Below are 24011 nucleotides of genomic sequence, written 5' to 3'. Positions count from 1 at the left end.
ATGAACCAAACTCTTCACAAGGCAATGCAAGCCATTGCCGCCGCCGCGGCGCTGCTTTGCGGCGCCGGTGCCGGTGCCGGTGCCCATGCTGCCGAGCGTGTCGATGCGGCCGCGCTCAGGCGTGTCGTCGACGCGGCAATCCAGCCTCTGATGCAGGCGCACGATGTGCCGGGCATGGCCGTGACTGTCACGGCCGGCGGCAAGCAGTACGACTTCCACTACGGCGTCGCCGCCAAGAGGGAAGGACGCAAGGTCGACGCCGATACGCTGTTCGAGATCGGTTCGGTCAGCAAGACCTTCACCGCGACGCTGGCCGCCTATGCGCAAGCCCGCGGCGACCTGTCGCTGACCGACAATGCGGCGAAGCACCTGCCGCAACTCGCGGGCAGCAGCGTGGGCGCGACCAGCCTGCTGGACCTGGGCACGTATGCGGCCGGCGGGCTGCCGCTGCAGTTTCCTGAGGCCGTCACCGACACCGGCAAGATGGTCGACTATTTCCGCGACTGGCGTCCCCGCTACGCCCCCGGCACCCACCGGCAATACTCGAATCCCAGCATCGGCCTGTTCGGCTACCTGGCCGCGCGCAGCATGGGCCAGCCGTTCGACGTGCTGATGGAGAAGACACTGTTCCCCGCGCTCGGGCTGCGCAGCACCTACATCACGGTGCCGAAGGCGCGCATGAAGGACTATGCCTATGGCTACGCCAGGGGCGGCAAGGCGGTCCGCGTCACGCCGGGCGTGCTGGATGCCGAGGCCTACGGCGTCAAGACCACGTCGGCCGACATGATGCGCTTCGTCATGGCCAATATCGACAGCAGCGGGCTGGACCAGACCCTGCAGCGCGCGCTGGCCACCACCCGCACCGGTTACTTCAAGGTCGGCGACATGGTGCAAGGGCTGGCGTGGGAAATGTACCCCTGGCCGGCATCGCGCGACAGCGTGCTGGCAGGCAGCTCGCCGCAGGTGGTGTTCGAGGCCAACCCGGTGGCGCGACTGGAGCCGCCGCAGCCGGCGCGCAGCGCCATGCTGGTCAACAAGACTGGCTCGACCAATGGCTTCGGCGCCTATGTCGCTTACGTACCGTCGCAGCGCATCGGCATCGTGATGCTGGCAAACAAGAACTACCCGGTCGCGGAGCGGGTGAAGGCGGCGTTCAAGGTGCTGCAGTATCTGGACGGACAGCCGGTGGGGGAAGGCAAGCCTTGAGGGGCGATTGAGGCGGTTGACTTCGTGGATGCGCCGGCCCTCACCCCCGCCCCTCTCCCGCAAGCGGGAGAGGGGAGCAAACAAGCAGGTTCGGTACGTTCGTGGTGATCAATACCAACAACGCATGCGAGCGCCGCGACGCATTCCGTGCCCGGGCAGCAGACCTGAGATAGGGAGCGCGCGCAGCGCAGCCGAAGGCGTCCAACCGACAACGCAGTTAGAAGGCGGCCACCGACCTAAAGTCGGGTTCGTCCATCCGACCTCGAACGCCAGGCACATCCAGGTAGCGTCAGCAGGGTGGAACCACCAACCGCCGGACCGCAAGTCACCGCCGCTGGAACAACCGACGCCGCCTTAGCCAGCCGCTTAGGCGACGCGCTCTTTGCCTCCTTTCTGTCGCTCGGACAGAAAGGAGGTCGCCGGCTACGCCGGCGAAACAGCCGCGCCCGCCAAGCACCCGACCCCAACCAATATTTTTCACGCGTGACGGAATAGTCCAGCCCGCCCACGTGTATACGCAGGAAACCATCCCGACCCAGACCCACGCCAGTCCGTGGCCACCCGGAGACCCTGCGATGCAACGAAGTCCCTCACGCCATGGCGCCCGCACCACGGCACGCGCCCTGGCGGCACTGTGCCTGTCGGCCGCCAGCCTGGCCGCGCCGGCCCAGAACGCCCACCAGCACCCGGGCCAGTCGGCACCTCCGCCCTTCATCGCCAGCACCGCCAAGCCCTATGCCGCCCTGATCGACGACGCCATGAACGTAATGCACCACGGCATGACGCAGGCGCCCACCAACGGCGACCCGGACCACGACTTCGTCGCCATGATGATCCCGCACCACCAGGGCGCGATCGACATGGCCAAGGCGCTGCTGCTGTACGGCAAGGATCCGGCGCTGCGCAACCTGGCTCAGGGCATCATCACCGAGCAGCAGAACGAGATACGGCTGATGCAGGCGTGGCTGCAGCGCCACCAGGCCCAGCCATCGCAGGTCACGCCGCGCTGACCATGCCAACCGCATCCATCCCCCTTACCGCCATGAAGAAAAACACCCTTGTCGCCCTGGCCATTTCCCTCGGCGCGCCACTGGCCACCGCCGCCCCGCAACCACAGGACCGCGTCTACACCGCCGACCAGAACAGCAACACCGTGTCGGTGATCGACCCCGCCGCCAACCGGCTGCTGGGCCAGATCCGGCTCGGCAATGCACGGCCCGACGTGCTGTCGCCGCTGTACAAGGGCGAACTCAACGTACACGGCCTGGGGTTCTCACCGGACCACCGGACGCTGATCGCCATCTCCAATGGCTCCAACTCGGTCGCGTTCATCGATACCGCCACCAACCGGGTCAAGGGCATCGCCTATATCGGCCGCTCGCCGCACGAGGGCTTCTTTACCGCCGATGGCAAGGAGGTATGGGTGGTGGTGCGCGGCGAAGACTATATCTCCGTGATCGATCCCGCCACCTTCCGCGAAACCCGGCGCATCCCGACCACGGCAGGGCCGGGCATGGTGCTGTTCCACCCGGCGGGCAAGCTGGCCTTCGTCGTCTCCAGCTTCAATCCGGTGGTCGACGTGATCGACGTCAGGGCCCGCAAGGTGGTGAAGCGGCTGGACGTGGCCAGCCCGTTCTCGCCCTTCCTGCAGTTCACGCCCGACTTCAAGGAAGTCTGGATGACGCACAAGGACGTGGGCAAGGTCACGCGCATCGATACCGGGAAGCTGGCCGTGAAAGGCGTGTTCGATACCGGCTTTATCACCAACCACCTGGCCTTTGCCCGCACCGCGCGCGGCACGCATACCTATGTCACGGTAGGTGGCGAGAACGTGGTGAAGGTGTTCACCACCGAGGCTACGCCCACGCTGGTCGCGACCATTCCCGTCGGCGCGCTGCCGCATGGCATCTGGGCGGCGGACGATGGCTCGCGCGTCTATGTCGGCCTGGAAAACGGCGACGCGGTGGATGTGATCGACACCGCCGACAACCGCGTCATCGCACGCGTGCCGGTGGGCCAGGCGCCGCAGGCGCTGGTCTATGTCAGCAATGCGGTGCCCGGCGGCGCCGGCACCGACAACCTGGTGCCGCGCGCGAACACCGAGCCGCTCAACGTTGCGCTCAAGCCGGTCCGCGGCGGCGACGCCAAAGGCTTTGTCGTGGCGCGCAACCTGGGCGTGGTCGACGCGCTCGAGGTCTCGCTGTTCAAGCTGAAGCCGGAAACGCAATACAGCGTCTACGCGGGCGGGCAGAAGACGCCGGTGGCAAGCTTCAGGACCAACCCGGCCGGCATGGCCAACGGCACCGCGATCGGGCCGCTGCGGGAGGTGGTGCCGACGCTGTCGCCGCAGGCGCCGTCACCGGTGCAGCTGGTGGTGATGGAGGGCAGCGCGCCGCCGGACCCGGCCAACGCGGTGCTGGTCAGCGCGCCCTGAGCGCGATCGCGAGCAGCGCGGCAGCACGGGGCAGGGTGCTCACGGCACATTGCTCTGGGTGAAATCGAACGGCTTGCCGGGCACGTCGTAGGCGCCGCCGAACTCGAACGGCGCATTGCCCGACTTGCCCACGCCGATATGCAACGGCGTATTCCCGCCTTGCAGGGCAATCGGCGCATAACGGTAGTTCATCACCTGCCTGCCGGTGTAGTCCGCAATGGTGATCACGCTGGTCAGCAGCGGGTTCTGCTGGGTCTCGTCCACCGTGATGGGGTCGACGATGCGCGAGTCCTGCAGCGTCTTCTCCACGGTCAGGCCCACCATGTCGACCAACTGGATCTTCTGCGCGCCACGCGAGACCACCCATAGCCGGGTGTTGGAATTGCCCAGTCCCACGTTGACATGGTGCTTCATGCTGGTGGGATTCTTGCCGACCTGCACGCTCAGCATCTCCTCGATCAGCTTCGGGTCGGGATTGCGGCCGGACTGCAGCCCCGCCACGGAGAACGCGCGGATCTTGCCTTCCTCCGTCGCCACCCAGGCGCGGCCGGGAATCGGCAGGATCGAGATCCTGACGGCCGTGGGCTTCTGCGGCAGGCGGACCGACTTGACGATGGCCGGCGCGTAGTTGTCGACGGCAAATACCGGCGGCCACTGGGCATCGCCCAGGCCGGTGTTGGCCAGCGTCGCTTGCAGCGCGGCATGGCTGCCTTCGAAGTAGGCCCGGTTGACCTTGTCGAACAGCGGCTTCAGATCGAGGAAGATCACCTTTTTCTCGGACTTCGAAATCACCGCCGCCACGCCGGCCCGGGACACCAGCTTGCCGTTGATGCCCGTGCGCGTGAAGCTCTTCTGGTTGACGCTGCTGGTGGCCGGGTTTACCTCCGTCTTGGTCCGGCTGGCGCCGCGGCGGCCGACCGGGTCGATCAGCCAGCCTTGCGTGCTGTTGTCCTGCATCACGCCAAAATCCGTTACCGCCGAGATGTCGGTCGGCGCCACCATGCCGGGCAGGTCGATAAAGCCCAGCAGCTTGATAAAGACGAAGTTGGACATATTGCGCAGGCCGGGGTAAAGACCCGGCCACGAGCCCGCGCTGGGATCATAGGGGCCGCCGACCTTGCTGCCATCGGCCAGGCTGCCCAGCGCCAGCACGGCCACCTGGCCCTTGAAGGCGACGGTATCCCAGATCGTCACCAGGGCGAATTCCGAGTTGGTCGTGATCGCAATCGCCGTAGGCACCTTGCCCGCGGGCAATTTCACGGCCGCCGAGTGCGAGGCGGTATTGCTGCCGACCGAGGCAATCAGCCCGTTCTGGAACGCGATCAAGGCCTGGGCACAGTCGTGTTCGCTGCAGCGGCCCATGGCAATCGGGCGCCTGGGCAATTCGCCGCCATTGGCCGCAATATGGTTTTTCAACTGGGGGTCGGTCGCGACATGCCCGTAAACCCACGGCAACTGCGGTTTCTCGGCAACCGTCCCGGCACTCAGCGCCAGCGTCAGCAGCGAGGTAACGCCAGGGTCCGACGCCGCATCGGCGCGATAAATGACATCCCCCATATTGCTGCCGTAATCGTTGCGGGAGCAATCCATCTGGCCCAGCTGATAGATGACCTTAAGGCTGTGATCCAGCTCGGACTTGGGAAACTCCTTCTGATAGCAGGGATTGCCGTGCGGATAGAAGGTCTTGTCGTCCGGCTGCCAGTGCGTTGGCGCCCCCGCCACCGGCCTGGTATTGGCCGGGCCGTAGCGATAGGCGATGGCCTCGTCGCTGCTGTAATCGGACGCGATCGCCAGATAGGCTTCCCGCACCAGCTTGCCTTCGGCATCCACGACGTCGTCGAACCATGGCCGCGGCGGTGCTGCCGGTACTGTCGCTGCGGGCGGCGGGCGTTCCGCGGGCACTTGCGCGGGAACCGGCTTGGCGGCCACCGCCCCCGATGCGGTACCAGACGGCACCGGCGCCGCGGTGCGGCGCTCGGGATCGCGTTCGCAGCCGGCCAGCGCCAGCATGACGACGCAGGGAGCCAGCGTCAGCTTGACGGCCCGACGCATGGCAGTGTGGTGCGATGGCAAGCGTTTCCCAGGCATGGGTCTTTATGCGGCGCAAAGGAGAATCGTGGGGCGCAAAGATTCGCCAGGTTGGACTTTGGCAGGTTTCCGGCCGCCGCTTAGTACGCCAGCACATATTTCTGGTGCCTTGGCTCGCGCGGCCGCACTCCATGTCTGCATTGTTATCGGTAATCGCCCCAATCGACGTTCCGGCGCCCTTGCATAGTGCGTTGCCGGTTCCGGCACGCTGCTTGCTTTTTGCCACAAAACGACATAGGTTTCCTCATGCATATCGGTTGAGCCATTGGTTCGCCGGCTGCATCAGGGGTCGAGAAACCGGCTGGCAAAGCGCGGGACCAAAACACAGGACCAAAACGCGCGCACAGGGCGGTTTCGATAAATCGAACTGGGAGGAATCGATTTGTCGTGGCGGCGTCGGCATTCCTCGCCAACGCCGCCTTGGTGTTTTCGTCGGCGGCCTTGCAGTCGGCTCGCCAGCCCGAGTATGACCGGCTCCCCTGGGCCCCCGCGATGATCCATCTGCCCCCGCGCGTGCAAAGCATGACGATCCGCATGAGAACGGTCGCCCTGTCGGCGGCCTTCATGCTGGTGGTATTTCTGCTGGTGACCTGGATGGTCTCGTACCAGATGGTCAGCCATTCCAGGCAGGACCGCAAACAGGTCCAGGCCGTCTACGTGGCCAGCAAGGAAAAGGAGCTGCGCCACTACGTTGAACTCGGGCACGCGACCCTGACCCGCATCGCCCAGGGCAGCGGCGAGGAAGCCGCGCTGCAGCAACAGGCGCTCGCTGCGCTGTCGCGCATGCATTTCGGCAATGACGGCTACTTCTTCGTCTACGATCGCCTCGGCAACGTGTTGCTGAATCCGGGCAGCATGGGCATCGACGGGGTCGATTTCTGCGACCCGGCCGATACCGGCAGCGACCAGGCCAGGATGCTGATCAGGCAGGCGCAAGCTGGCGGCGGCATTGTCCGGTACAACTGGATCAAGCCCTCCTCGCGTACCGAGGCACCCAAGATGTCGTATGTGCGGACCGCCGACAAATGGGGATGGGTGATCGGCGCCGGCCTCTATATGGACGACATCGAGCGCGAACTGGCCGCGTTCGATGCCAACGCCGCGCGCACGCTGCGCGATACGCAGATACGCCTGACCGCCTTCGCGATCGGCTCGGTGATGCTGATCAGCCTGGCCGGCCTGGCCTGGAACCTGCGCAACTCGCGCATCTCGGGCGAGAAGCTGCGGCGCCTGGCGCGGCGCGTGGTGAGCTCGCAGGAAGAGGAGCGCGCCCGCGTGGCACGCGAGCTGCATGATGGCGTGGTGCAGGTGCTGGTGTCGTCCAAGTACCTGCTCGAAACCGCCCAGGTGCATCTGGAGCAGGACCCCGGAACCGACCCGGACAAGGAGCGTCCGCCAGCGCGTCGCCACGCGCCGCAGGCACTGCTGGCACAAGGCCTGGGCCGGCTGCAGGAAGCGCTGGTCGAGATCCGGCGGGTCTCGCACGGGCTGCATCCGGCCTTGCTGAGCGACCTGGGGCTGGCCGCCGCGCTGCGCATGCTGGTCGAGCAGTTGCACCCGCCGCGCGCCGTGGAGGTGCGCTTCATCGAGCAGGGGGCCATCCCCGCGCTGTCGCAGGCGCAGCGCACCGCGCTGTTCCGGGTCGCGCAGGAGGCCTTGAACAACGCCCTCACGCATGCGCAGGCCGGCCGGGTCCAGGTCACGCTGGCCGGCAGCGGCCATCACGTGGCGCTGACGATCGAGGACAACGGTCGCGGCTTCGACCTGAACAAGGTCCGCGCCGACGGCAAGGGCGGCATCGGCCTGCGCAATATGCGCGAGCGCATCGAAAGCCTGGAAGGCAGCGACTTTGCCGTGCGCACCGGCCCTGGCGGCACGCGTGTCGAGGCACGTCTGCGCCTGCCGCAGCCAGCGCCCGCAACACCATCAGCCAGGCTCCCGGCCGGACGCGGCCTGGGCCGTCATTCCCCTGCGAGGAGGCCTGCCGCATGATCCCAAACCTTCGTGTGCTGCTGGTCGATGACCATCCGTTCGTGCTGGACGGCGTGCGCCTGCGCCTGGAGGCCACCGGGGAAATGACGGTGGTGGGCCAGGCAGCGAGCGTGGAGGAGGCCATCATCCTCGCCGGTCAGCACGACCCCGACCTGGTGGTGTCGGACATCCACATGCCCGATGCCAACGGCCTGCAGCTTGCGTCGCGCTTTGCCGAACGCTTTCCGTCGGTGCGCGTGATCGCTCTGTCGATGCACAAGGACCCGGAATATGTGCGGCGCGCCTTTGCCCTCGGCGTGGCCGCCTACGTCCTCAAGGAAGCGCCCGCGCACGAGCTGGTGACCGCGATCCGCACCGTCGCCGCCGGCGGCACCTACCTCAACGCCGAACTGCAGGCCTTCCTGCAGACCGACGAGCCGCCACCGTCGTCGCGCCGCACGCTGACGCCGAAGGAGGCCACGGTGCTGAAGCTGCTGGCCGAGGGCCGCTCCAACAAGGAGATCGCCGAGCGGCTCGGCACTTCTGTGCGCACCGTCGAAACCCACCGGCTGCACCTGCGCCGCAAGCTGCAGGTTGGCGGCCGGGCCGAACTGGTGAAGTACGCGGTCCACTTCTCCGACCTGCACGCGATCCAGCTCGCCGACGCGGCCCTGGCCGCGGACTGCTGATTGCCCCTGAGCCGTGCGCTGTGTCCATGCCTGGTGCGGTTGCACCGGGGCAGGGCGCTGGTGCGCACCATGAGTGGGGCGCGGAACAAGCTCTCTGTATTACTGCGTAGGGGAAAGTCGTGCTGCTGTCGCGGCCGTTGTTTGCGTAGACTTTTTTCGAAGAAGAGGCGCCGGGCACGCAGATGCGTCGATGCGCCGATCGCTGGACACAACGGGAGAGCACCATGGACGAGCTGAAGCAAAAGCAGATAACGGCTGTCGCAACGCCACCGCATCCGGAAGCGCTGGCGACGTGGACACCCAAGCGGCGCGAATTCCTGCGCATGCTGGCCTACGGCGCCGGCTCGCTGGCGCTGGCGCCGCTGATCAGCGCCTGCTCGGACGACGCCTCGGCGGCATCGTCCGACCTGCGCTCGCAACTGGCGCAGGACGAGGCCTTCTGGAATGAAGTGCAGGGCATGTTCGTGCTCAAGCCCGAGAAGGTCTACATGAACATCGGCACCGGCGGCTCGATGCCCAAGGTAGTGCTCGATGTCTTCGGCCAGGAAAACCTCGCCAAGGCCGCCGATTCATCGAGCGGCTACGGCAACCTGGCCGACCTGCGCGCCGCAGTGGCCAAGGGCTTCGGCGTCGATGGCGATGAAGTGGCATTCTCCGGCAATACCTCGTCGGGCATGTGCCATGCGATCCTCGGCATCAAGTGGGAGCCGGGCGATGTGGTGGTCACCACCAACCACGAACACGGCGGCGGCCTGACCCCGCTCAATATCGCGGTCGATCGCTACGGCATCGAGGTCTCGACCATTGCGCTGCCGGTCGGCAACAACCAGACCGCCAGCACTTACGTCCAGCTGTTCGACGAGCGCATCCGCGCGCTGAAGGGGCAGGGCAAGCGGGTACGCGCGATGATGTGGTCGTCGCCCACCTACAAGACCGGCACCATGCTGCCGATCGCCGACCTGATGCAGGTGGTGAAGGCCCACAGCCTGATCAGCATCGTCGACGGTGCCCACCTGCCTGGCATGATGGCGTACGACTACGGCGCGCTGGGCATGGACTTCATGTCCGGCGCCGGCCACAAGTGGCAATGCGGACCGGGTTCCACCGGCATCCTGGTGATCCGCAACAAGATGCGCCCATCCAATCCGCTGCCGCTGCCGGAGTGGTATCCGATCCATACCAGCTCCTACGTCAGGCAGCCGCGCGGCGCCTACGACATCGCCGCCACGGTGACGTCCTGCGGCAGCCTGCACGTGCCGATGTTCCGCGCACTGGCGCGCGCCTGCGAGATGTGGGACACCATCGGCCGGAAGAAGATCGAGACCTACGACCTGACGCTGTCGTCGTACCTGAAGGAAAAAATCGTCGAGCGCTGGGGCGTCGAGTCGCTGTATTCGCCCAAGGACGATCCGAAGCTGCTGTCCGCGCTGACCTGCTTCAATCCGTTCCGCAATCGCGACGATGCCATGAACCAGCAAAAGGCCACGACCTTCGTCAACCGCATGCTGAGCGACTTCGCCCCGGGCTTCGTGATCCGCTCGGTGAACTTCGAGGTCATCGGCGCGCCGGCCCAGCACTATGGCATCCGCATTTCCACGCACCTGTGGCACGACGCGAACGACATCGACCGGCTGGTGGAATCGATGTGGACCCTGTCCGGCGCCATGGCGTAACCCCGGTCCCGTTCAACACGACAAGAGCCAAGCCCATGAAACGATCTGTCACCCTGATTGCCGCGGCCCTTTGCGGCGTGGCCTCGCTGTCGGCCTGCGCCCAGCACGGCGGCACGCTGCGCGCCGTCGCGTCGGCCGACGCCCCCAAGGCCATCGGTCCATACTCCCAGGCCATCCGCGCCGGCAACGTGCTGTATCTTGCCGGCCAGATCCCGATCCACCCCAAGACGGGCGAGTTGCTCAAGGACGCCCCCATCGAAGCCCAGACCCGGCTGGTGCTCGACAACCTGAAGGCGGTACTCGCGGCCGACGGCATGACCATGGCCGACGTGGTTTCCACCACCGTCTACATGAAGGACCTGAACGACTTCGGCAAGATGAACGAGGTCTACGGGACCTACTTCACCGGCGTCGCGCCGGCACGGGCGACGGTCCAGGTCGCGCGCCTGCCGCGCGACGTTGCCGTGGAGATCGGGGCGATCGCGGTCAAGCCCTGACGGTGTTACGGTAGGAAGAGGGCAGCGGGGTACGGTTTCGGCCGTCCCCGCTGTTGGCGTTGGAATTGCACCGTGCTGGAAGCGGCTCGTGCAGATCCAGGATGCGCCTCGCCATTACAATGTCACACGCCGGTTTCGTTGCAGTGCGGGGACACCAGCAGGCGCCGATGCGCCCCGCACGAAAGGCGATGGCCGGGGAGACGTTCAGTATGGAGCGAGGATGCAGCCGGGTATCGATACATCAGACAGCGCCGTGGCATCGGCGCCGGCCAACCCAGGCCGGAGTAACGCCTTCAAGGCCGGAATAGCGATCGGGATAATCGTTAGCATCACGACAACCATGGTAATGGTCCTGGGCGAAGTCGACCCGTATCCCTTGGGTGGAAATCAGAGCCTGCGCTGGTGGTTGCTGCGCTTTCCGCTGGTTTTTGCCGGGCTGTTCCTCTTCGTCATGGCCCAGACACTGTTGGCCGCGCTGATCCGCCCCATCGGCACACAGATCAGCGACGCTGGCAGCGGTCTTTTGTACTCCCTGTTTCCCTGCGCCCTGATGCTGGTGGCATTCGAGGGAGCCACCGTCATGAACCTCTACAACGCGGCGTATGGCACGCCATTGGCATTGACTGCACACCGTTGGACCACGACCATTCAGCCTTCCGCGCATCGGACGCCTGCCAGGACCTACGTTCAATACAAGGTGCTGACGGGGCCGATGAAAGACGAAGTCTTTTCCGTCGGCCGTGATGGCGCGGTCGGGCACGGAAATTATGGGGATCAAGGCAACGCCGCTGTCCTGTACCTGAGAACAAGCTGGATGGGGGCGTCTGTCGTGAGCGTGGAGGAGTAGGGAAGCGTGAGGTCAGCTCGCGCTGATGTCGACTGGGCGTGGCATTCCAGAAGCTGGGCGCGGCATCGTGTCGTAACGGAGCGTTATCCGGGGCAAGCCACCCGCCGACAAACCGCTTTGGTAGCTTTACCGATGGCAGCCTAACCGATAGCGCTGCTCTTGCAGTTGCTTGCGGTTCTGCTTGAGTTGTTCCATGGTCTGCCAGGCGTTGATCTGACGCATTGCGTTCTCGTTTGCCCGTAACTGGCTGTCGATGGCTTGGCAACCAGATCGTTCCTGGTTATCGGCCAGGGCCATCGCTTGTTGCTCTCGGGCTAGCTGAACTTGATAGCGATGCTTGTCCTGCTCGCGTGATGCGAGATAATCTTGCTGCGACTTCAATTCCTGAGCAGTCATTGAGTAGGTAGACACGCTACCACTCATGCCATTGGATATATCTGTGTAACCGCTCGGGCAATACTGGTCCTGGGTGTACAGGATGCTCTTGCCGCTGCGACATTTTGCGGCATCGGCCGGAGTAAAAAAGGTACCCGCCATGGCGATGGCGATAAATCCCGCGGTCTGTATGATCGAGCGCATATCGTTACCATTTCCCGTTTTTGGCAGCGTAACGGTAACACGAGGGAAGAGATCGGACACCGGCGTTGAAGCGCTCGGCCCGCCTTCACGCACTGGGGCACACTTTGATCAACGGCCCGCGTTATGGCCTTCGACCACCGCCCCCGACCCTTCACAAAAACTGAACACGCCTTAACCACCACCATCTTTCGTCTCCTTCGGGCCCTGCTTACAGTCGAGCCCACAAGGAGATTCCCCCATGAAAGATGTGCTGGTGATCGGCGGCGGCAATGCCGCGCTGTGCGCCGCGTTGATGGCGCGCGAGGCGGGTGCCTCGGTGCTGTTGCTGGAGGGCTCGCCGCGCGCATGGCGCGGGGGCAATTCGCAGCACACCCGCAACCTGCGCTGCATGCATGATGCGCCGCAGGATGTGCTGGTCGACGCCTACCCGGAAGAGGAGTACTGGCAGGACCTGCTGAAGGTGACGGGCGGCATCACCAACGAGCGGCTGGCGCGCATGACGATCCGTGCGTCGTCGCGCTGCCGGGGCTGGATGCGCCGGCACGGCGTCCATTTCCAGCCGCCGCTGTCTGGCGCGCTACATGTGGCGCGCACCAATGCCTTCTTCATGGGCGGCGGCAAGGCGCTCGTCAACGCCTATTTTCGCAGTGCCGAGGCGCTTGGCGCCGAGATCCGCTACGACACGCAGGTGGTTGCGATCGAGCGCGACGGCGACCGTTTCGTCGCGGCCGTGACCGCTGCGGGCGAACGCATCCAGGCCAGGAGCTGCGTGCTGGCCGCCGGCGGTTTCGAGTCGAACCGGGACTGGCTGCGCGAAGCCTGGGGCCAGAACGAACGTGGCGAGTGGCCGTCGGACAACTTCCTGATCCGGGGCACGCGCTTCAACCAGGGCGTGCTGCTGCGCCATATGATCGACGCGGGCGCCGATGCGATCGGCGACCCGACCCAGGCGCATATGGTGGCGATCGACGCGCGCGCTCCGCTTTATGACGGCGGCATCTGCACGCGCATCGACTGTGTCTCGCTCGGCGTGGTCGTCAATCGCGACGGCGAACGCTTCTACGACGAGGGCGAGGACTTCTGGCCCAAGCGCTATGCCATCTGGGGACGGCTGGTCGCACAGCAGCCGGGGCAGGTCGGCTTCTCGATCATCGACCAGAAGGCTATCGGCCGCTTTATGCCGCCGGTGTTTCCGGGCACCAGCGCCGATACGCTCGGCGAACTGGCGCGCAAGCTCGGCGTGCCGGAAGCCACCTTCGTGCGGACCGTCGAAGCCTTCAACGCCGCCTGCCGGCCTGGCACCTTCGATCACACGGTGCTGGATGACTGCGCTACCGCGGGCATCGCGCCGGCCAAGACGCACTGGGCGCGGCCGCTCGACACGCCGCCCTACATCGGCTACGCGCTGCGTCCCGGCGTGACCTTCACTTACCTGGGCCTCAAGGTCAACGAGAACGCTCAGGTCCACTTCAATGGCAGGCCCAGCCCGAACCTGTTCGTCGCCGGCGAGATGATGGCCGGCAACGTGCTGGGCAAGGGTTATACCGCCGGCGTCGGCATGGCGATCGGCACCGCCTTCGGCCGCATCGCCGGCGTGGGCGCCGCGCGCGCCTGCGGTTTCCAACATCCCGATTTCGACATGGAGCAGTCCAATGCCATCGCTAGCTGAGCTGGTCGACCAGGCTCGTGCCGACGCACAAGGCGTGGGCGGGGCGGAGCGACGCGTGATTCCGATCCATCCCGTCTTGCCGCTGACCGCTGCCGAAGGCGAAGTCGCGCGCATCCTGCAGATCTGCAATGCCTGCCGCTATTGCGAAGGCTTCTGCGCGGTGTTCCCCGCCATGACGCGGCGGCTCGAGTTCGGCCGCGCCGACGTGCACTATATGGCCAACCTGTGCCACAACTGCGGGGCCTGCCTGCACGCCTGCCAGTACGCGCCGCCGCACGAGTTCGCCGTCAACGTGCCGGTGGCGATGGCCGAGGTCCGGGGCCAGACCTACCAGGACTATGCCTGGCCGCCAGTGCTGGGCAAGCTGTACCGGCGCAATGGCCTGACCGTGTCGCTGGCGCTGGCGCTCGCGCTGACCCTGTTCCTGCTGCTGGCCGTGGCGCTCAACGGTACGCTGTGGGGCGGTCCCGCCAGCGGCAATTTCTACGCGCTGTTCCCGCACAACCTGCTGGTGTCGATGTTTGCGCCGGTATTCGGCTTCGTCGTGCTTGCGCTGGCGATGGGCGTGCGCAGGTTCTGGCGCGAAGTCACCCCGGCGACCAGCGGTGCGCCAGTGAGCGCACCGGCGGCGGCAGAGGCGGGAGCCGCGGTGCTGCGGTTGAAATACCTCGACGGCGGCCACGGTGCCGGCTGCAACAATGCCGACGACGCCTTTACGCTGTCGCGCCGGCGTTTCCATCACCTGACGTTCTATGGCTTCGTGCTGTGCTTTGCCGCCACCGCCGTGGCGACGATCTATCACTATGCGCTCGGCTGGCATGCGCCATACGAGTTGCCGAGCCTGCCCAAGGTGCTCGGTGCCCTCGGCGGCGTCAGTCTCGCGATCGGCACCGCGGGGCTCGGCTGGCTCAACCTGCAACGTCACCGCCTGCACCTCGCTCACGGCCAGCGGCCGATGGACCTGGGCTTCATCGCCTTGCTGTTCCTGACCGCCACCAGCGGCCTGGCGCTGTGGCTGGGCCGCGGCACACCGGCGCTGGCCGTGCTCTTGTGCCTGCACCTGGGCGCGGTGATGGCGCTGTTCGCCACCATGCCCTACGGCAAGTTTGCGCACGGTGTGTTCCGCAGTGCCGCGCTGCTGCGCCATGCAGTGGAAAAGCGCCGGCCGAACCCGGTCGGGCTCGGGGCGGACTGAGCGGCCGAGGCTTGGCCAATCCCCACGCCCCTCCATAGACCCTTTCCAGAACGACAATACGGAGACCGATTCAATGGACCGTCGACTGATCCTGCGCGCACCCTTGCTGGCCGCGCTCTGTTTTCCCTTCTCATCGGGTTTTGCGCAAGCGCAGCCCATCGCCGGCGGCAAGCCGGTCACTTTGGTGGTGGGCTTCGCTGCCGGCGGCGCCGCCGATGCGGCCGCGCGACTGATCGCCAAGAAACTGGCGGACAACCTCGGCCAGCCGGTCGTCGTCGACAACCGCGGCGGTGCCGGCGGCAATATTGCCCACCAGCTGGTGGCGCGCGGTCCGGCCGATGGCAGCATGCTGCTGTTCGGCTCGATCGGGCCGCTGACCATCGCGCCGCACCTGATGAAGCTGCCTTACGACCCGTTCAAGGATCTGGCTCCGGTCTCGGGCGGCGTGAACTTTCCCAATGTGCTGGTGGTGCACAAGGGCGCCGGGGTGAACAACCTGGCCGAACTGGTCGCGCTGGCAAAGAAGAAGCCTGGAGCGGTGGACTATGCGTCGACCGGTGCCGGCTCCGCCTCCCACCTTGCCGGTGAACTGTTCAACCAGCGCGCCGGCATCGAGATGGTCCATATCCCCTACAAGGGCGGGGCACCGGCGTTGCAGGACCTGCTTGGCCAGCGTGTGACCTCGTACTTCGCGGCACCGCCGACCGCAATGCCGCAGGTCGAGGCCGGCAAGCTGGTGCCGCTGGCCACCACCGGCCCGGTGCGGCCGGCGTATCTGCCCAACGTGCCCACGGTAGCGGAATCCGGCTATCCCGGTTTCGAGGCCTTGAACTGGTATGCCTTCGTGGCTCCGGGCAAGACGCCGGCCCCGGTCCTCGATCGCTGGAACCAGGAGATCGTCAAGGTGCTGAACGACGCCGGCGTGAAGGATGCCCTGAACAAGCATGGCCTGACCCCGCAGCCGACCACGCGGCCGGAACTGCTGGCCTTCATGAAGAAGGAAAGCGCCAAGTGGGGCGCGATCGTCAGGGAGCGGAAGATCACGGTCGATTGAGGCCGGCGCTCAGGCCGGGACGGCAGCGCCGCCGTCGCGGCCTCAAGCCTTGTGCAGCGTGGCGCCGAACCACGCGCCGTCGCGCACTAGGCTGCGCGCGGTATCGGCCAGCACCACCCGCGCCGCCAGCGCCGCAGGCGACAGCTCGTCATCGGAAAGGCTCGCCAGCAGATTGTGCCGCCCGACCTGGGCGTCGACCACCAGCGAGCGGACCAGCGTCGGATCATTGAGGCGCGCGGTCGCTGCGCCCGGCTGGATGGTGGCGCCAAAGCCGGCGCGCACCGCATCCATCAGCAGCGACAGGCCGTCGATCTCCGCCACCACGTTTGGCGTCACGCGCACGCGCGCAAAGGCAGCATCGAGCAGGGCGCGCAGGCCGTGGGTAGCGCTTGGCAGGATCAGCGGCAGTTCGCCCAACTGGGCGAGCCGGGCGCGCTGGCCCTTCGGCAGGCCTGGCAAGCCCGAAGCCCCCAGCACATAAAGCTTCTCGTCGAGCAGCGGCGTCACGCTCCAGCGGCGCGCGGTCTCGGTGCGGAATACGATGGCCAGGTCCAGCCGGCGCGCATTGAGCATCTCGCTCAGATGCCCGGACAAAGCCTCGACCACGTGGACGCGCACGTCGGGATAGCGCGCAGCCATGGCACGCAGCAGCGGCACGCCCAGCACCGCGGCGGTAGTCGAAGCCAGGCCGATGCTGACATGGCCGGACAGCCGCGCCTGCTGCGCGGCCCGAACCGCATCATCGGCGTGGCGCAGCGTCAGCTGGGCCTGCCGCAGGAAGGCCAGCCCGGCATCGGTCGGCACCACGCCGGTGGACTGGCGCTGCAGCAGGCGCGTCGACAATTCGCGCTCGAGCCGGCTGATCTGCTGGCTGAGCGCGGAGGTGGCGAGCTCCAGTTCGAGCGCTGCCTTGCCGAAGCTGCCAAGTTCGCAGACCTTGGCGAAATAGCGGAGTTGACGCAGTTCCATGGAGTATTCGGTGGCATCGCACTATGCGAGCGCCGCGGCGACGGACCATTGGCTGGCCGTGGTTGCGTGCGCCATGCCGCCGAATGGTAGCACCTGGCAGGGTGCCTGCGCGGATGGGAGCAGGGAACAGAACTGCCCGGGCGAGTTTTGAAGCAGGGTACCGGCCCGCCCGGGATCCCGGCGGGCATTTTTGCTTCAGTTGTAGCCCAGTACCGCGATCGTTGCGACGTCCGGCCGGTCGTTCGAGTTGTCGGTCAGCACTTCCGTGGGGGTCTTTTGTCTGCCGGCCCGGATCACCCGATGCGAGCCAGGCTGCGGCGCGTGGCGGACAGCTCGAAGCAAAGATGCAAGAGACGGGTCGATGCTCGTGACGGCGTTCATGGGCTCTTCTTTCTCGATGGTAAGCACTTCAGGTCGATGATGGTTCAGGCCTGGCCGGCGTGGACAGCGCCATCGTGGGCTTTCTGGGTCCGGCTGCGCTTGATGACGCCGAACACCATCAGCACCACCGGCAGGATCAACAGGCCTTCTGCCAGTTCGGGATCCACCGGCAGTTTGATGACATGCAATGCCTTCAATCCGGCAGCCGCGATGGACAACACGTAATACGAGATCGCGGCGACCGACAGCCCCTCGACCGCATGCTGCAGATGCAACTGGTTGCGCGCGGTGCGTTCCAGTCCGGCCAGCAGCCTGGTGACATCCCGCTCCTGCGCCAGGTTGACGCGGGTGCGCAGCAGGTCGACCGCGCGCGCCACCCGTGCCGCGATCTGTTCGTGGCGCGACCAGACGCTGCGGCAGGTCTCCATGGCGGGACCGAAACGCCGCTCCATGAATTCTGAGATGGTAGGCATGCCTTCGATGCGCTGTTCCCGCAACTCATGGATGCGCGCCAGCACGATGCGCTCATAGGCGCGCGATGCGCTGAAGCGCCCGCTGTGCCCGGACAGCGATTCCACGCGCACGGCCAGTTCGGTAAGCCGGTCCAGCAGTTCGGCATCGTCGTCGCCGGCGCGGCGCGCGTCCATGGCGCGCATCAGTTCCTGCAGCGATGCGTGGATGTCGTCGAGCTCCCGCCCCAGGCGGCGTGCGACCGGCAACGCCAGCAACGCCATCATGCGATAGGTCTCGATCTCGTAAAGCCGTTGCAGCAGCCTGCCGCCCTGTTCCTCGCGGAAGTCCTCGTCGATCGCCAGGATGCGCATATAGCCATCGGCCCGCACGTTCCAGTCGCAGTAGACCCTGCCGCCGCCCAGGACATCGCTGCCGACCAGAACCGGCCCGTCGAGCCATTCGCGCAGCTTCGCGCTGACAGCGGCCGCCGCCTGTCCCGACAGCAATTCCATCCGCACCGCATGAAAGCGCTTGCCGGCCAGCAGGCTCAGCCAGTCTGCCGGAACACCATCGATGGCGAGGTCGTTGAAGTAATCGGTGTCGTCGCGCGGACTGACGAAGGTGAAGGTGGAGAACTCGGTGTGGCGCTCCCATTTCAGATGCCAGCCGAACGGGGATTGCACGGCGTAGTGCGTGACCCCGTCCGCAGGCAGCGCCATGCCGGTCTGTTCGCACAAGGCGCGCACCAGATATTCATGGATGGCGGGATCCTCGTCCGAGTAGATGGCGTAGTGGGTCAGTGACACGCTGCCGCTGAGCCGAAGAAAGGGTCGGGCGTGCAATTCGGCGACCAGCGAGGCACGCAGCGGGTGGTCGACGAGGAGGGAAGCGGCTGGGTTGTCCATGCTCGGAGGGGAGGGCGGAATCCTGTTTGCTGTTGCCGAATATCGCACGCCGTTTTCAACAAGAAAAACGCATAATATTGATTGTTACGTTCAGTTTTCCTGATACCAATGAAGACGCTCGACCACGATGTGCTGGCCACGGTGATCGCCGTCGCCGAGACCGGCAATATGACGCGGGCCGCGGAGGCGGTGAACCGTTCGCAATCCGCGGTCAGCATGCAAATCAAGGCACTCGAGGAAGCACTGGGCCGCCCGCTGTTCGTGCGGCGGCCGCGCAGCATTGTGCTGACGCACGAGGGCGAGGTGCTGCTGGGCTTCGCCCGCCGCATGCTGGCGCTGCGTGACGAAGCCTGGGCGGCGGTGGTGCGGCCGGAGGTGACGGGCAAGGTGGCGATCGGCGTGCCCGACGATTACGCGTCGTCGCTGCTGCCATCGGTGCTGAAGAAATTCTCGACCACGTACCCGAAGGTGGAGATCCAGGTGGTGGGCCTGCCCAGCAGCGCGCTCGCGCCACTGGTCAAGGACGGCACCGTCGACCTGGTCTGCGGCACGCGCGTGAAGGGCTTGTCGGGCGACTTCATCCGCCATGAGCCGATGGCATGGGCCGCCATGTCCAACGGGCCGCAAGTGTGGGAGGACCGGCCACTGCCCATCGCCGTGTTCATGCCCGGCAGCGTGGCGCGCGAGAACGCAATACGCAGCCTCGATCGCGCGCGGATCGCGCATCGTACCTCGTACGAGAGCCCGAGCCTGCTGGGCCTGCTCAGCATGGTCGAGGCCGGCCTGGCCGTGGCCGCGCTGGCCCGCTGCGCGATCCCGCCGCAACTGACCGTGCTGGGCCAGGCCCAGGGCCTGCCTGACCTGCCGCCGCTCGAGCTGATCCTGGCCCGCAGCGCGAAGTCGAAGCGGCCGCCCTGCGAGTTCCTGGCCGAGCAGATCATGACGGACTTGCGGGCGGCGGCGGGGCAGGCCTAGCGTCAAAAAAGCACTAAAGATCACACGTCGCTCTACGGCGAAGTGCAACGCAATCCCCCTTGAAATTTCGCGGCGCCGTTACTATTTTATTTTTCGCTCAGGCAGTCGCGACGTTGCGCGCTGCGTGTTTCTATTTGTTTGCCAGCAGCTTGGCAGGTGAATGGTAGCGCGTTGCCCCTTCGCCTCCTTGCTGCATCGAAGGAGGATACGACCATGAGTGATCTATTCTTCGGAACCGACCTGTTCAACGAACTCGACCGCATGCAAAGGCAGATGGCGAGCTTGTTCGGCGGATTCCCATCCAGCATTCGCTCCGGCCGTTTCGGAGCCTTTCCACCCGTCAATATCGGCGCCACGGACGACTCGTTCGAGGTGGTGGCGTTCGCACCCGGTATCAGGCAGGACAAGCTCGAGGTGTCGATCGACAAGGGCTTGCTGACCATCAGCGGAGAGCGCGAACCGACGCATGCCGTCGACGATCCGGAAATGCGGTTGTACAAGCAGGAGCGCTTCACCGGCGCCTTCCGGCGCGTGGTCGAGTTGCCCCCGGGCGCCGACCCCGAAAAAGTCCAGGCGCGCTATGCCAATGGCTGCCTGTCTGTCAGCGTTGGCAAGCAGGAAGCCTCGAAGCCACGGGCGATTACGGTCCAATGACGCGAGGAGCAAGCCATGAACGATACAACGCAAGTAGTTGAACGCGGCCAGGGAGCGGTGACAAAAGGTCAGGAGCAAAAGTCGGCGCCGACCGTGACGTTGCTGCCCGCGGTCGACATTGTCGAGGACAGCAACGGTGTCACCCTCTGGGCCGACCTTCCGGGCGTGACGAAGGACAAGCTCGAGGTCAATGTCCATGACGGCAACCTCCATATCGAGGCCGAGGCGGTGGTGCCGACGCGCAAGGAACTGCGTGTGCAACACGCGGAAATCCGGGAGCCTCACTTCGCTCGCGCATTTGCGTTAAGTCCCGATCTTGACACGTCAAGAATTGAGGCAAATCTGCACGACGGCGTGCTGAGATTGACGATTCCGCGGCGCGAGGAAGCACGCCCGCGCCGCATCGCAGTCACCGTGGCGTGAGTGGTCGCTGGTGCGTCGGCTGCGCCAACCCGCGCGCTGCCGACGTGCCTCTTGCCGGAGGGGCCAGGTATTTTTCATTGCGTGAATGGAGGACGAGATGAAGACGGATCTGGGCAAGTGGAATCCCTTCAAGTTCCTGCGGAGACCGGCGGCGGAGAAGCCATCCAGTGACGAGCCGTCGAACGTTCCTGTGCCCCGGCACAGGGCCTCCGAATGGCCGGACGTTGCGCGGCTGTTCTCCGGCGAACCATGGCGTGCGATGGGCGAGTTCCTGCATGAGCCGTTCGCCGGCTTCAGCGGTCTGGACCGGTGGTTCGGCGACTTCAGTTCTTCCCGCTTTCAGCCGAGGATCGACGTGGTCGACGATGGCGCGGCATTGCGGATCACGGCCGAGCTGCCGGGCATGGAGCGTGAGGACGTGCAGACCACCATCGAAGATGGGGCGCTGGTGCTGCGCGGAGAGAAGCGACAGGATGTTTGCAGCGAAGAAAACGGCTGTTACCGCCTGGAGCGCGCATATGGGGCATTCATGCGCAGCATCCCGTTACCGGATGGTCTCGACCTGGACCACGTCGATGCGCGCTTCGAACGCGGCCTCTTGACAGTGCGCTTGCCCAAGTCGGGCTCGCCGCAGGCTGCGGTCCGGCGAATCGACGTGAAGTGAGCCGGATAGAAGAGTGGGCCGGGTGGCAGCCGGCTTCTCGCTACCGTAGCAGCCAGACGGATGCGGGTTCTGGCATGCCCCGGCTCCAGGGTCTGTACGCATCTTTGGCAAAAGGAGACTTCGATGGAGTTTGATTCCGAATGGCTAACGCTGGGCAAGCATCGGCTGCGGCTGAGATGCGCGCGCGGGTTCCCCACCGAAAGGACGCGACGTGTGGCGGAACTCGCCAGGATCGCCATTGAGAGCAACCTCAGCGCGGCGGCAAGGCTGGTCGAGGTAAGCAGTGAAGGCGAGAGGGCCTACACGGTCAGCGTCGGCACGACGTTTGCCAAAGACCGCGAAGCGGCCCCGCACCTGGAGCTGGCGTTGGCCACGATGCTTGGGCTGAAGGTCGGCCAGGTCTCTATGGAAATAGTGGTTGTCAGCCAGGCAGACGTTGACAGGCACTTTGGCGTCTATGAGCGAATGCTGGCGGAAAAACTGGGCATCGTGCCTTCGATACAGTAAGGCTCCCGAAGCATGTCAAGACCGCGCCCAGCAAGGCGCCAGCATTCCGGCCACCGTCACCAGTCGGCGCATTGTTTCCCTGGGTTTTTGAAGCATCGGCAGTGCCGCGCCATACCGGCGCGCAAGTGCTGCGGCCATGACGCGGCCGCCTTTCGGTTGGACGGGATCGCCGCGGGCGACCGCGCCGGCCACGAGGACACGTTTCAGCACGCATGCGTCAAGGGGGCTGGTCAGGTGGCGGAAGCCCGGAGCCGGTATCCTTATTCCTTGCAAGTTCACAACCTCGCATTCTCTATGTCCTCAGAATCAACCGGGCAACCATCGCTCATTGGCACCGGCACCAGGGCCGGGCTGATCTTTGCGCGTTCGGTCATCAACGGCGGCCTGCTCGGCATGGCGCTGGGCGGCGGCGCATTTTTCTTCTACTTGAGCCAGTTGCTGGGGCCGGGCAACACGGCGGTGGATTCCGGGGGCGCGGGCGCCAGCTTCGCGCTGGCCACGTCTGCGCCGTGGCTGGTAGCCGTCCTGCTGCTGTTGTTCGTCGGCGTCTACGCGGTGCTGGGCGTGGCACACGGGCGCGCACGCGCCATGCAACACCTTGTGGAGGCCCACGGCGACGCCATGGCGCAGCGCCTGGCGTCTGCGTTCGCGGACCGCATCGAAGCCATGCCACACACGCACGGGACGCTGCAGCGCGCGGCGGACTGGCTGTCGGTCGACGCCTTGAGCAAGCAATTGGCGCCGGTATTGGGCGAAGGTCGAGCGGTGCGCTCGGCGATCGCCTTCGTGCTGAACCGGCTGCCAATCGGCGACATGCTCGCCGAATTGCAATCGTGCCGCGCAGCGCCGAGCGAACCGGCAGCGGGCGACAAGGGCGCGGTGAAGGATCCTGCGCTGCGTGCCATGCTCATGCGCTGTATCAGCGAGACGTTGCAGGACATAGCGACGCCCTCGAGCGAACCGCTATACATCGCGCTAGGCGCGCATGCGCTCCTGCTCGGCGTGGGACTCTGGCTGGTGTGGTGAGCCGACGCCGGCTGGCTCAAGGCCGTACAGGTTACCGGGGTCAACTCGGACATTTGAACTTAGCCAGAAGCGGACATTACCGCTTAGCTGCTACAGCCGTTGTCTAGTCGGTTTTGAAAGGTCGTCGCTTCCGCTAAATTCAAATGTCAGTCCAACCGTGCTTTTTGTGCGGGATTGGGTTCTTTTGCGGGGTAGAAGTAGGGCAGTGGCGCTGGCCTGACGTGACTGAATTCAGCGCAGGGTGGGGCGGTGGATGCTGCGCCCGCCCAAGGTGCACCAGCCGCGCAATCGCCGCGCCTGCCTGGGCGAGCTGGTGCCGATCGACGGCAGCGACCACGCCTGGTTCGAGGACCGGGCGCCGGCGTGCACGCTGCTGGTCTACGTCGACGACGCGACCGGACGCCTGATGCACCGTTGGCCAAGTTGAAAGGTCCGCTTTCTGAGGGAGCGGCGCGGGCGCCAGCGCGCGCTCCAGATCGAGCCGGTTGATCAGCCGCTGGCGCTTCACGTTCAGCGGCGCGCGATGCGGCCGGGCGGGTTCGCCTTGCAGCGTGCGCGACGGCCCGGCCTGCTGGCGATTGTCGCGCTGCGCCTGCACCTGCGCCGCGAGCGCCAGCACGTGCCGGAGGCGCTTGTGCTCGACGATCGCGCCCTGGTCGCTTGCGCGGGATCCAGAAGCCGGCGTCGATCATGATCCGGCGCACGCAGGCCTTGGAAATCTCGATGCCGTGGCGCTCGCGCAGCTTCTCGCAGGCCAGGGTCGGGCCGAAGTCGGCGTAGCTGTCGCGGATCAGGCCGCGAATCCGCGACTCCAGACCGGGCGGCAACTGGCGGTTGCTCGGGCGATCGCGTTTGCGCGAGACCAGGCCGCTTGGCCCGTCCTCCTGAAGCCGCAAGACCAGCCGCCTAACGTGCCGAGCACTGATGCCAAGCCGCTCCGCGGCGCGCCAACGCGCCAAATGGCCATCGGCCACTGCCTGGATCACCTTCATGCGGTCAACTTCGCGCATGCTCATGGTCACCAATCCCTGGTCGTGCATGGCTGCCTCCCGTAGCATCCACCGCCGAACGGTGAGAATACGGGGCCGCAGCATGAGGTGACATCTCTAATCATCCCAAAGGTGACATTACTAATAATCCCCAACAGCTACT

Annotated in this window: 22 protein-coding genes and 2 pseudogenes; 18 read left to right on the top strand and 6 right to left on the bottom strand. The window is 65.7% G+C overall.

Annotation, left to right across the window (positions count from 1 at the left end):
- Nucleotides 1-24: 24 nt before the first annotated feature.
- From ampC to CBM2588_RS24935, 3 genes are all read left to right on the top strand, one after another.
- Nucleotides 25-1206, top strand: coding sequence for a class C beta-lactamase (gene ampC / locus CBM2588_RS24945; RefSeq protein ID WP_439897475.1), 1182 nt, complete (start codon nucleotides 25-27; stop codon nucleotides 1204-1206).
- A 575-nt stretch (nucleotides 1207-1781) separates the two neighbouring features.
- The gene (gene copM / locus CBM2588_RS24940) at nucleotides 1782-2216 is read left to right on the top strand and encodes a CopM family metallochaperone (RefSeq protein ID WP_115682975.1); all 435 of its coding nucleotides are present in this window, start codon (nucleotides 1782-1784) and stop codon (nucleotides 2214-2216) included.
- 32 nt (nucleotides 2217-2248) lie between these two features.
- Complete coding sequence (locus CBM2588_RS24935) at nucleotides 2249-3640, top strand: YncE family protein (RefSeq protein ID WP_115682974.1); 1392 nt, start codon at nucleotides 2249-2251, stop codon at nucleotides 3638-3640.
- A 39-nt stretch (nucleotides 3641-3679) separates the two neighbouring features.
- Here the strand turns inward: CBM2588_RS24935 and CBM2588_RS24930 are convergent, their stop codons facing one another.
- Complete coding sequence (locus tag CBM2588_RS24930) at nucleotides 3680-5692, bottom strand: hypothetical protein (protein WP_231942264.1); 2013 nt, start codon at nucleotides 5690-5692, stop codon at nucleotides 3680-3682.
- Nucleotides 5693-6262: 570 nt separating this feature from the next.
- On the opposite strand from CBM2588_RS24930, the gene CBM2588_RS24925 reads away from it, so the two are divergent.
- The 5 genes from CBM2588_RS24925 to CBM2588_RS24905 all read left to right on the top strand — a co-directional run bounded on the left by CBM2588_RS24925 (nucleotide 6263) and on the right by CBM2588_RS24905 (nucleotide 11405).
- Nucleotides 6263-7720 (top strand): cache domain-containing protein, encoded by a 1458-nt coding sequence (locus CBM2588_RS24925; RefSeq protein ID WP_231942263.1) that lies wholly within the window; start codon nucleotides 6263-6265, stop codon nucleotides 7718-7720.
- The gene (locus CBM2588_RS24920; RefSeq protein ID WP_115682972.1) at nucleotides 7717-8388 is read left to right on the top strand and encodes a response regulator; all 672 of its coding nucleotides are present in this window, start codon (nucleotides 7717-7719) and stop codon (nucleotides 8386-8388) included. The genes CBM2588_RS24925 and CBM2588_RS24920 overlap by 4 nt, the downstream gene beginning before the upstream one ends.
- A 224-nt stretch (nucleotides 8389-8612) precedes the next feature.
- Nucleotides 8613-10061 (top strand): aminotransferase class V-fold PLP-dependent enzyme, encoded by a 1449-nt coding sequence (locus CBM2588_RS24915; protein WP_115682971.1) that lies wholly within the window; start codon nucleotides 8613-8615, stop codon nucleotides 10059-10061.
- Between the two features lie 35 nt (nucleotides 10062-10096).
- The gene (locus CBM2588_RS24910; RefSeq protein WP_115682970.1) at nucleotides 10097-10558 is read left to right on the top strand and encodes a RidA family protein; all 462 of its coding nucleotides are present in this window, start codon (nucleotides 10097-10099) and stop codon (nucleotides 10556-10558) included.
- Nucleotides 10559-10778: 220 nt separating this feature from the next.
- Complete coding sequence (locus tag CBM2588_RS24905; RefSeq protein WP_115682969.1) at nucleotides 10779-11405, top strand: hypothetical protein; 627 nt, start codon at nucleotides 10779-10781, stop codon at nucleotides 11403-11405.
- Nucleotides 11406-11531: 126 nt separating this feature from the next.
- On the opposite strand, the gene CBM2588_RS24900 is transcribed toward CBM2588_RS24905, so the two are convergent.
- The gene (locus tag CBM2588_RS24900; protein WP_147298430.1) at nucleotides 11532-12044 is read right to left on the bottom strand and encodes a hypothetical protein; all 513 of its coding nucleotides are present in this window, start codon (nucleotides 12042-12044) and stop codon (nucleotides 11532-11534) included.
- Between the two features lie 178 nt (nucleotides 12045-12222).
- Between CBM2588_RS24900 and tcuA the strand changes: the two genes are divergently transcribed.
- The 3 genes from tcuA (at nucleotide 12223) to CBM2588_RS24885 (ending at nucleotide 15902) form a co-directional block, all read left to right on the top strand.
- Nucleotides 12223-13653 carry an FAD-dependent tricarballylate dehydrogenase TcuA gene (gene tcuA / locus CBM2588_RS24895; RefSeq protein ID WP_115682967.1) on the top strand — a complete coding sequence of 477 codons (1431 nt, stop codon included), beginning with the start codon at nucleotides 12223-12225 and terminating at the stop codon, nucleotides 13651-13653.
- Entirely contained in the window at nucleotides 13637-14848 is a 1212-nt protein-coding gene (tcuB, locus tag CBM2588_RS24890) for a tricarballylate utilization 4Fe-4S protein TcuB (protein ID WP_115682966.1), read from the top strand. The genes tcuA and tcuB overlap by 17 nt, the downstream gene beginning before the upstream one ends.
- 73 nt (nucleotides 14849-14921) lie before the next feature.
- On the top strand, nucleotides 14922-15902 hold the full coding sequence (locus CBM2588_RS24885) for a Bug family tripartite tricarboxylate transporter substrate binding protein (protein WP_115682965.1): 981 nt from the start codon (nucleotides 14922-14924) through the stop codon (nucleotides 15900-15902).
- 42 nt (nucleotides 15903-15944) lie between these two features.
- Here the strand turns inward: CBM2588_RS24885 and CBM2588_RS24880 are convergent, their stop codons facing one another.
- The 3 genes from CBM2588_RS24880 to CBM2588_RS24870 form a co-directional block, all read right to left on the bottom strand.
- A complete protein-coding gene (locus tag CBM2588_RS24880) occupies nucleotides 15945-16871 on the bottom strand; it encodes a LysR family transcriptional regulator (RefSeq protein ID WP_115682964.1) in 927 nt (308 codons plus the stop codon).
- Nucleotides 16872-17066: 195 nt separating this feature from the next.
- Nucleotides 17067-17252 carry a hypothetical protein gene (locus tag CBM2588_RS24875; protein WP_147298429.1) on the bottom strand — a complete coding sequence of 62 codons (186 nt, stop codon included), beginning with the start codon at nucleotides 17250-17252 and terminating at the stop codon, nucleotides 17067-17069.
- 44 nt (nucleotides 17253-17296) lie between these two features.
- Nucleotides 17297-18610, bottom strand: coding sequence for a DUF3422 family protein (locus CBM2588_RS24870; protein WP_115682963.1), 1314 nt, complete (start codon nucleotides 18608-18610; stop codon nucleotides 17297-17299).
- A 108-nt stretch (nucleotides 18611-18718) separates the two neighbouring features.
- Between CBM2588_RS24870 and CBM2588_RS24865 the strand changes: the two genes are divergently transcribed.
- The 7 genes and pseudogenes from CBM2588_RS24865 to CBM2588_RS24835 all read left to right on the top strand — a co-directional run.
- The gene (locus tag CBM2588_RS24865) at nucleotides 18719-19585 is read left to right on the top strand and encodes a LysR family transcriptional regulator (RefSeq protein ID WP_115682962.1); all 867 of its coding nucleotides are present in this window, start codon (nucleotides 18719-18721) and stop codon (nucleotides 19583-19585) included.
- A gap of 213 nt (nucleotides 19586-19798) precedes the next feature.
- Nucleotides 19799-20239 carry an Hsp20/alpha crystallin family protein gene (locus CBM2588_RS24860; protein ID WP_115682961.1) on the top strand — a complete coding sequence of 147 codons (441 nt, stop codon included), beginning with the start codon at nucleotides 19799-19801 and terminating at the stop codon, nucleotides 20237-20239.
- Nucleotides 20240-20254: 15 nt separating this feature from the next.
- Complete coding sequence (locus CBM2588_RS24855; RefSeq protein ID WP_115682960.1) at nucleotides 20255-20662, top strand: Hsp20/alpha crystallin family protein; 408 nt, start codon at nucleotides 20255-20257, stop codon at nucleotides 20660-20662.
- A gap of 97 nt (nucleotides 20663-20759) precedes the next feature.
- Nucleotides 20760-21326 (top strand): Hsp20/alpha crystallin family protein, encoded by a 567-nt coding sequence (locus tag CBM2588_RS24850; RefSeq protein ID WP_115683727.1) that lies wholly within the window; start codon nucleotides 20760-20762, stop codon nucleotides 21324-21326.
- Nucleotides 21327-21449: 123 nt separating this feature from the next.
- Nucleotides 21450-21833, top strand: coding sequence for a hypothetical protein (locus CBM2588_RS24845; protein ID WP_115682959.1), 384 nt, complete (start codon nucleotides 21450-21452; stop codon nucleotides 21831-21833).
- A gap of 294 nt (nucleotides 21834-22127) precedes the next feature.
- On the top strand, nucleotides 22128-22859 hold the full coding sequence (locus tag CBM2588_RS24840; protein WP_115682958.1) for a hypothetical protein: 732 nt from the start codon (nucleotides 22128-22130) through the stop codon (nucleotides 22857-22859).
- Nucleotides 22860-23118: 259 nt separating this feature from the next.
- Nucleotides 23119-23271 (top strand): annotated as a pseudogene (locus CBM2588_RS24835) (ISNCY family transposase); the annotation flags it as partial.
- 337 nt (nucleotides 23272-23608) lie between these two features.
- Here the strand turns inward: CBM2588_RS24835 and CBM2588_RS31495 are convergent.
- Nucleotides 23609-23851 (bottom strand): annotated as a pseudogene (locus CBM2588_RS31495) (helix-turn-helix domain-containing protein); the annotation flags it as partial.
- Between the last annotated feature and the right edge of the window lie 160 nt (nucleotides 23852-24011).

Source organism: Cupriavidus taiwanensis (assembly GCF_900250075.1).
GTDB lineage: Bacteria > Pseudomonadota > Gammaproteobacteria > Burkholderiales > Burkholderiaceae > Cupriavidus > Cupriavidus taiwanensis_C.
The sequence above is the reverse complement of the archived record's forward strand: the minus strand, read 5'-3'. Positions and strand labels throughout refer to the sequence as shown.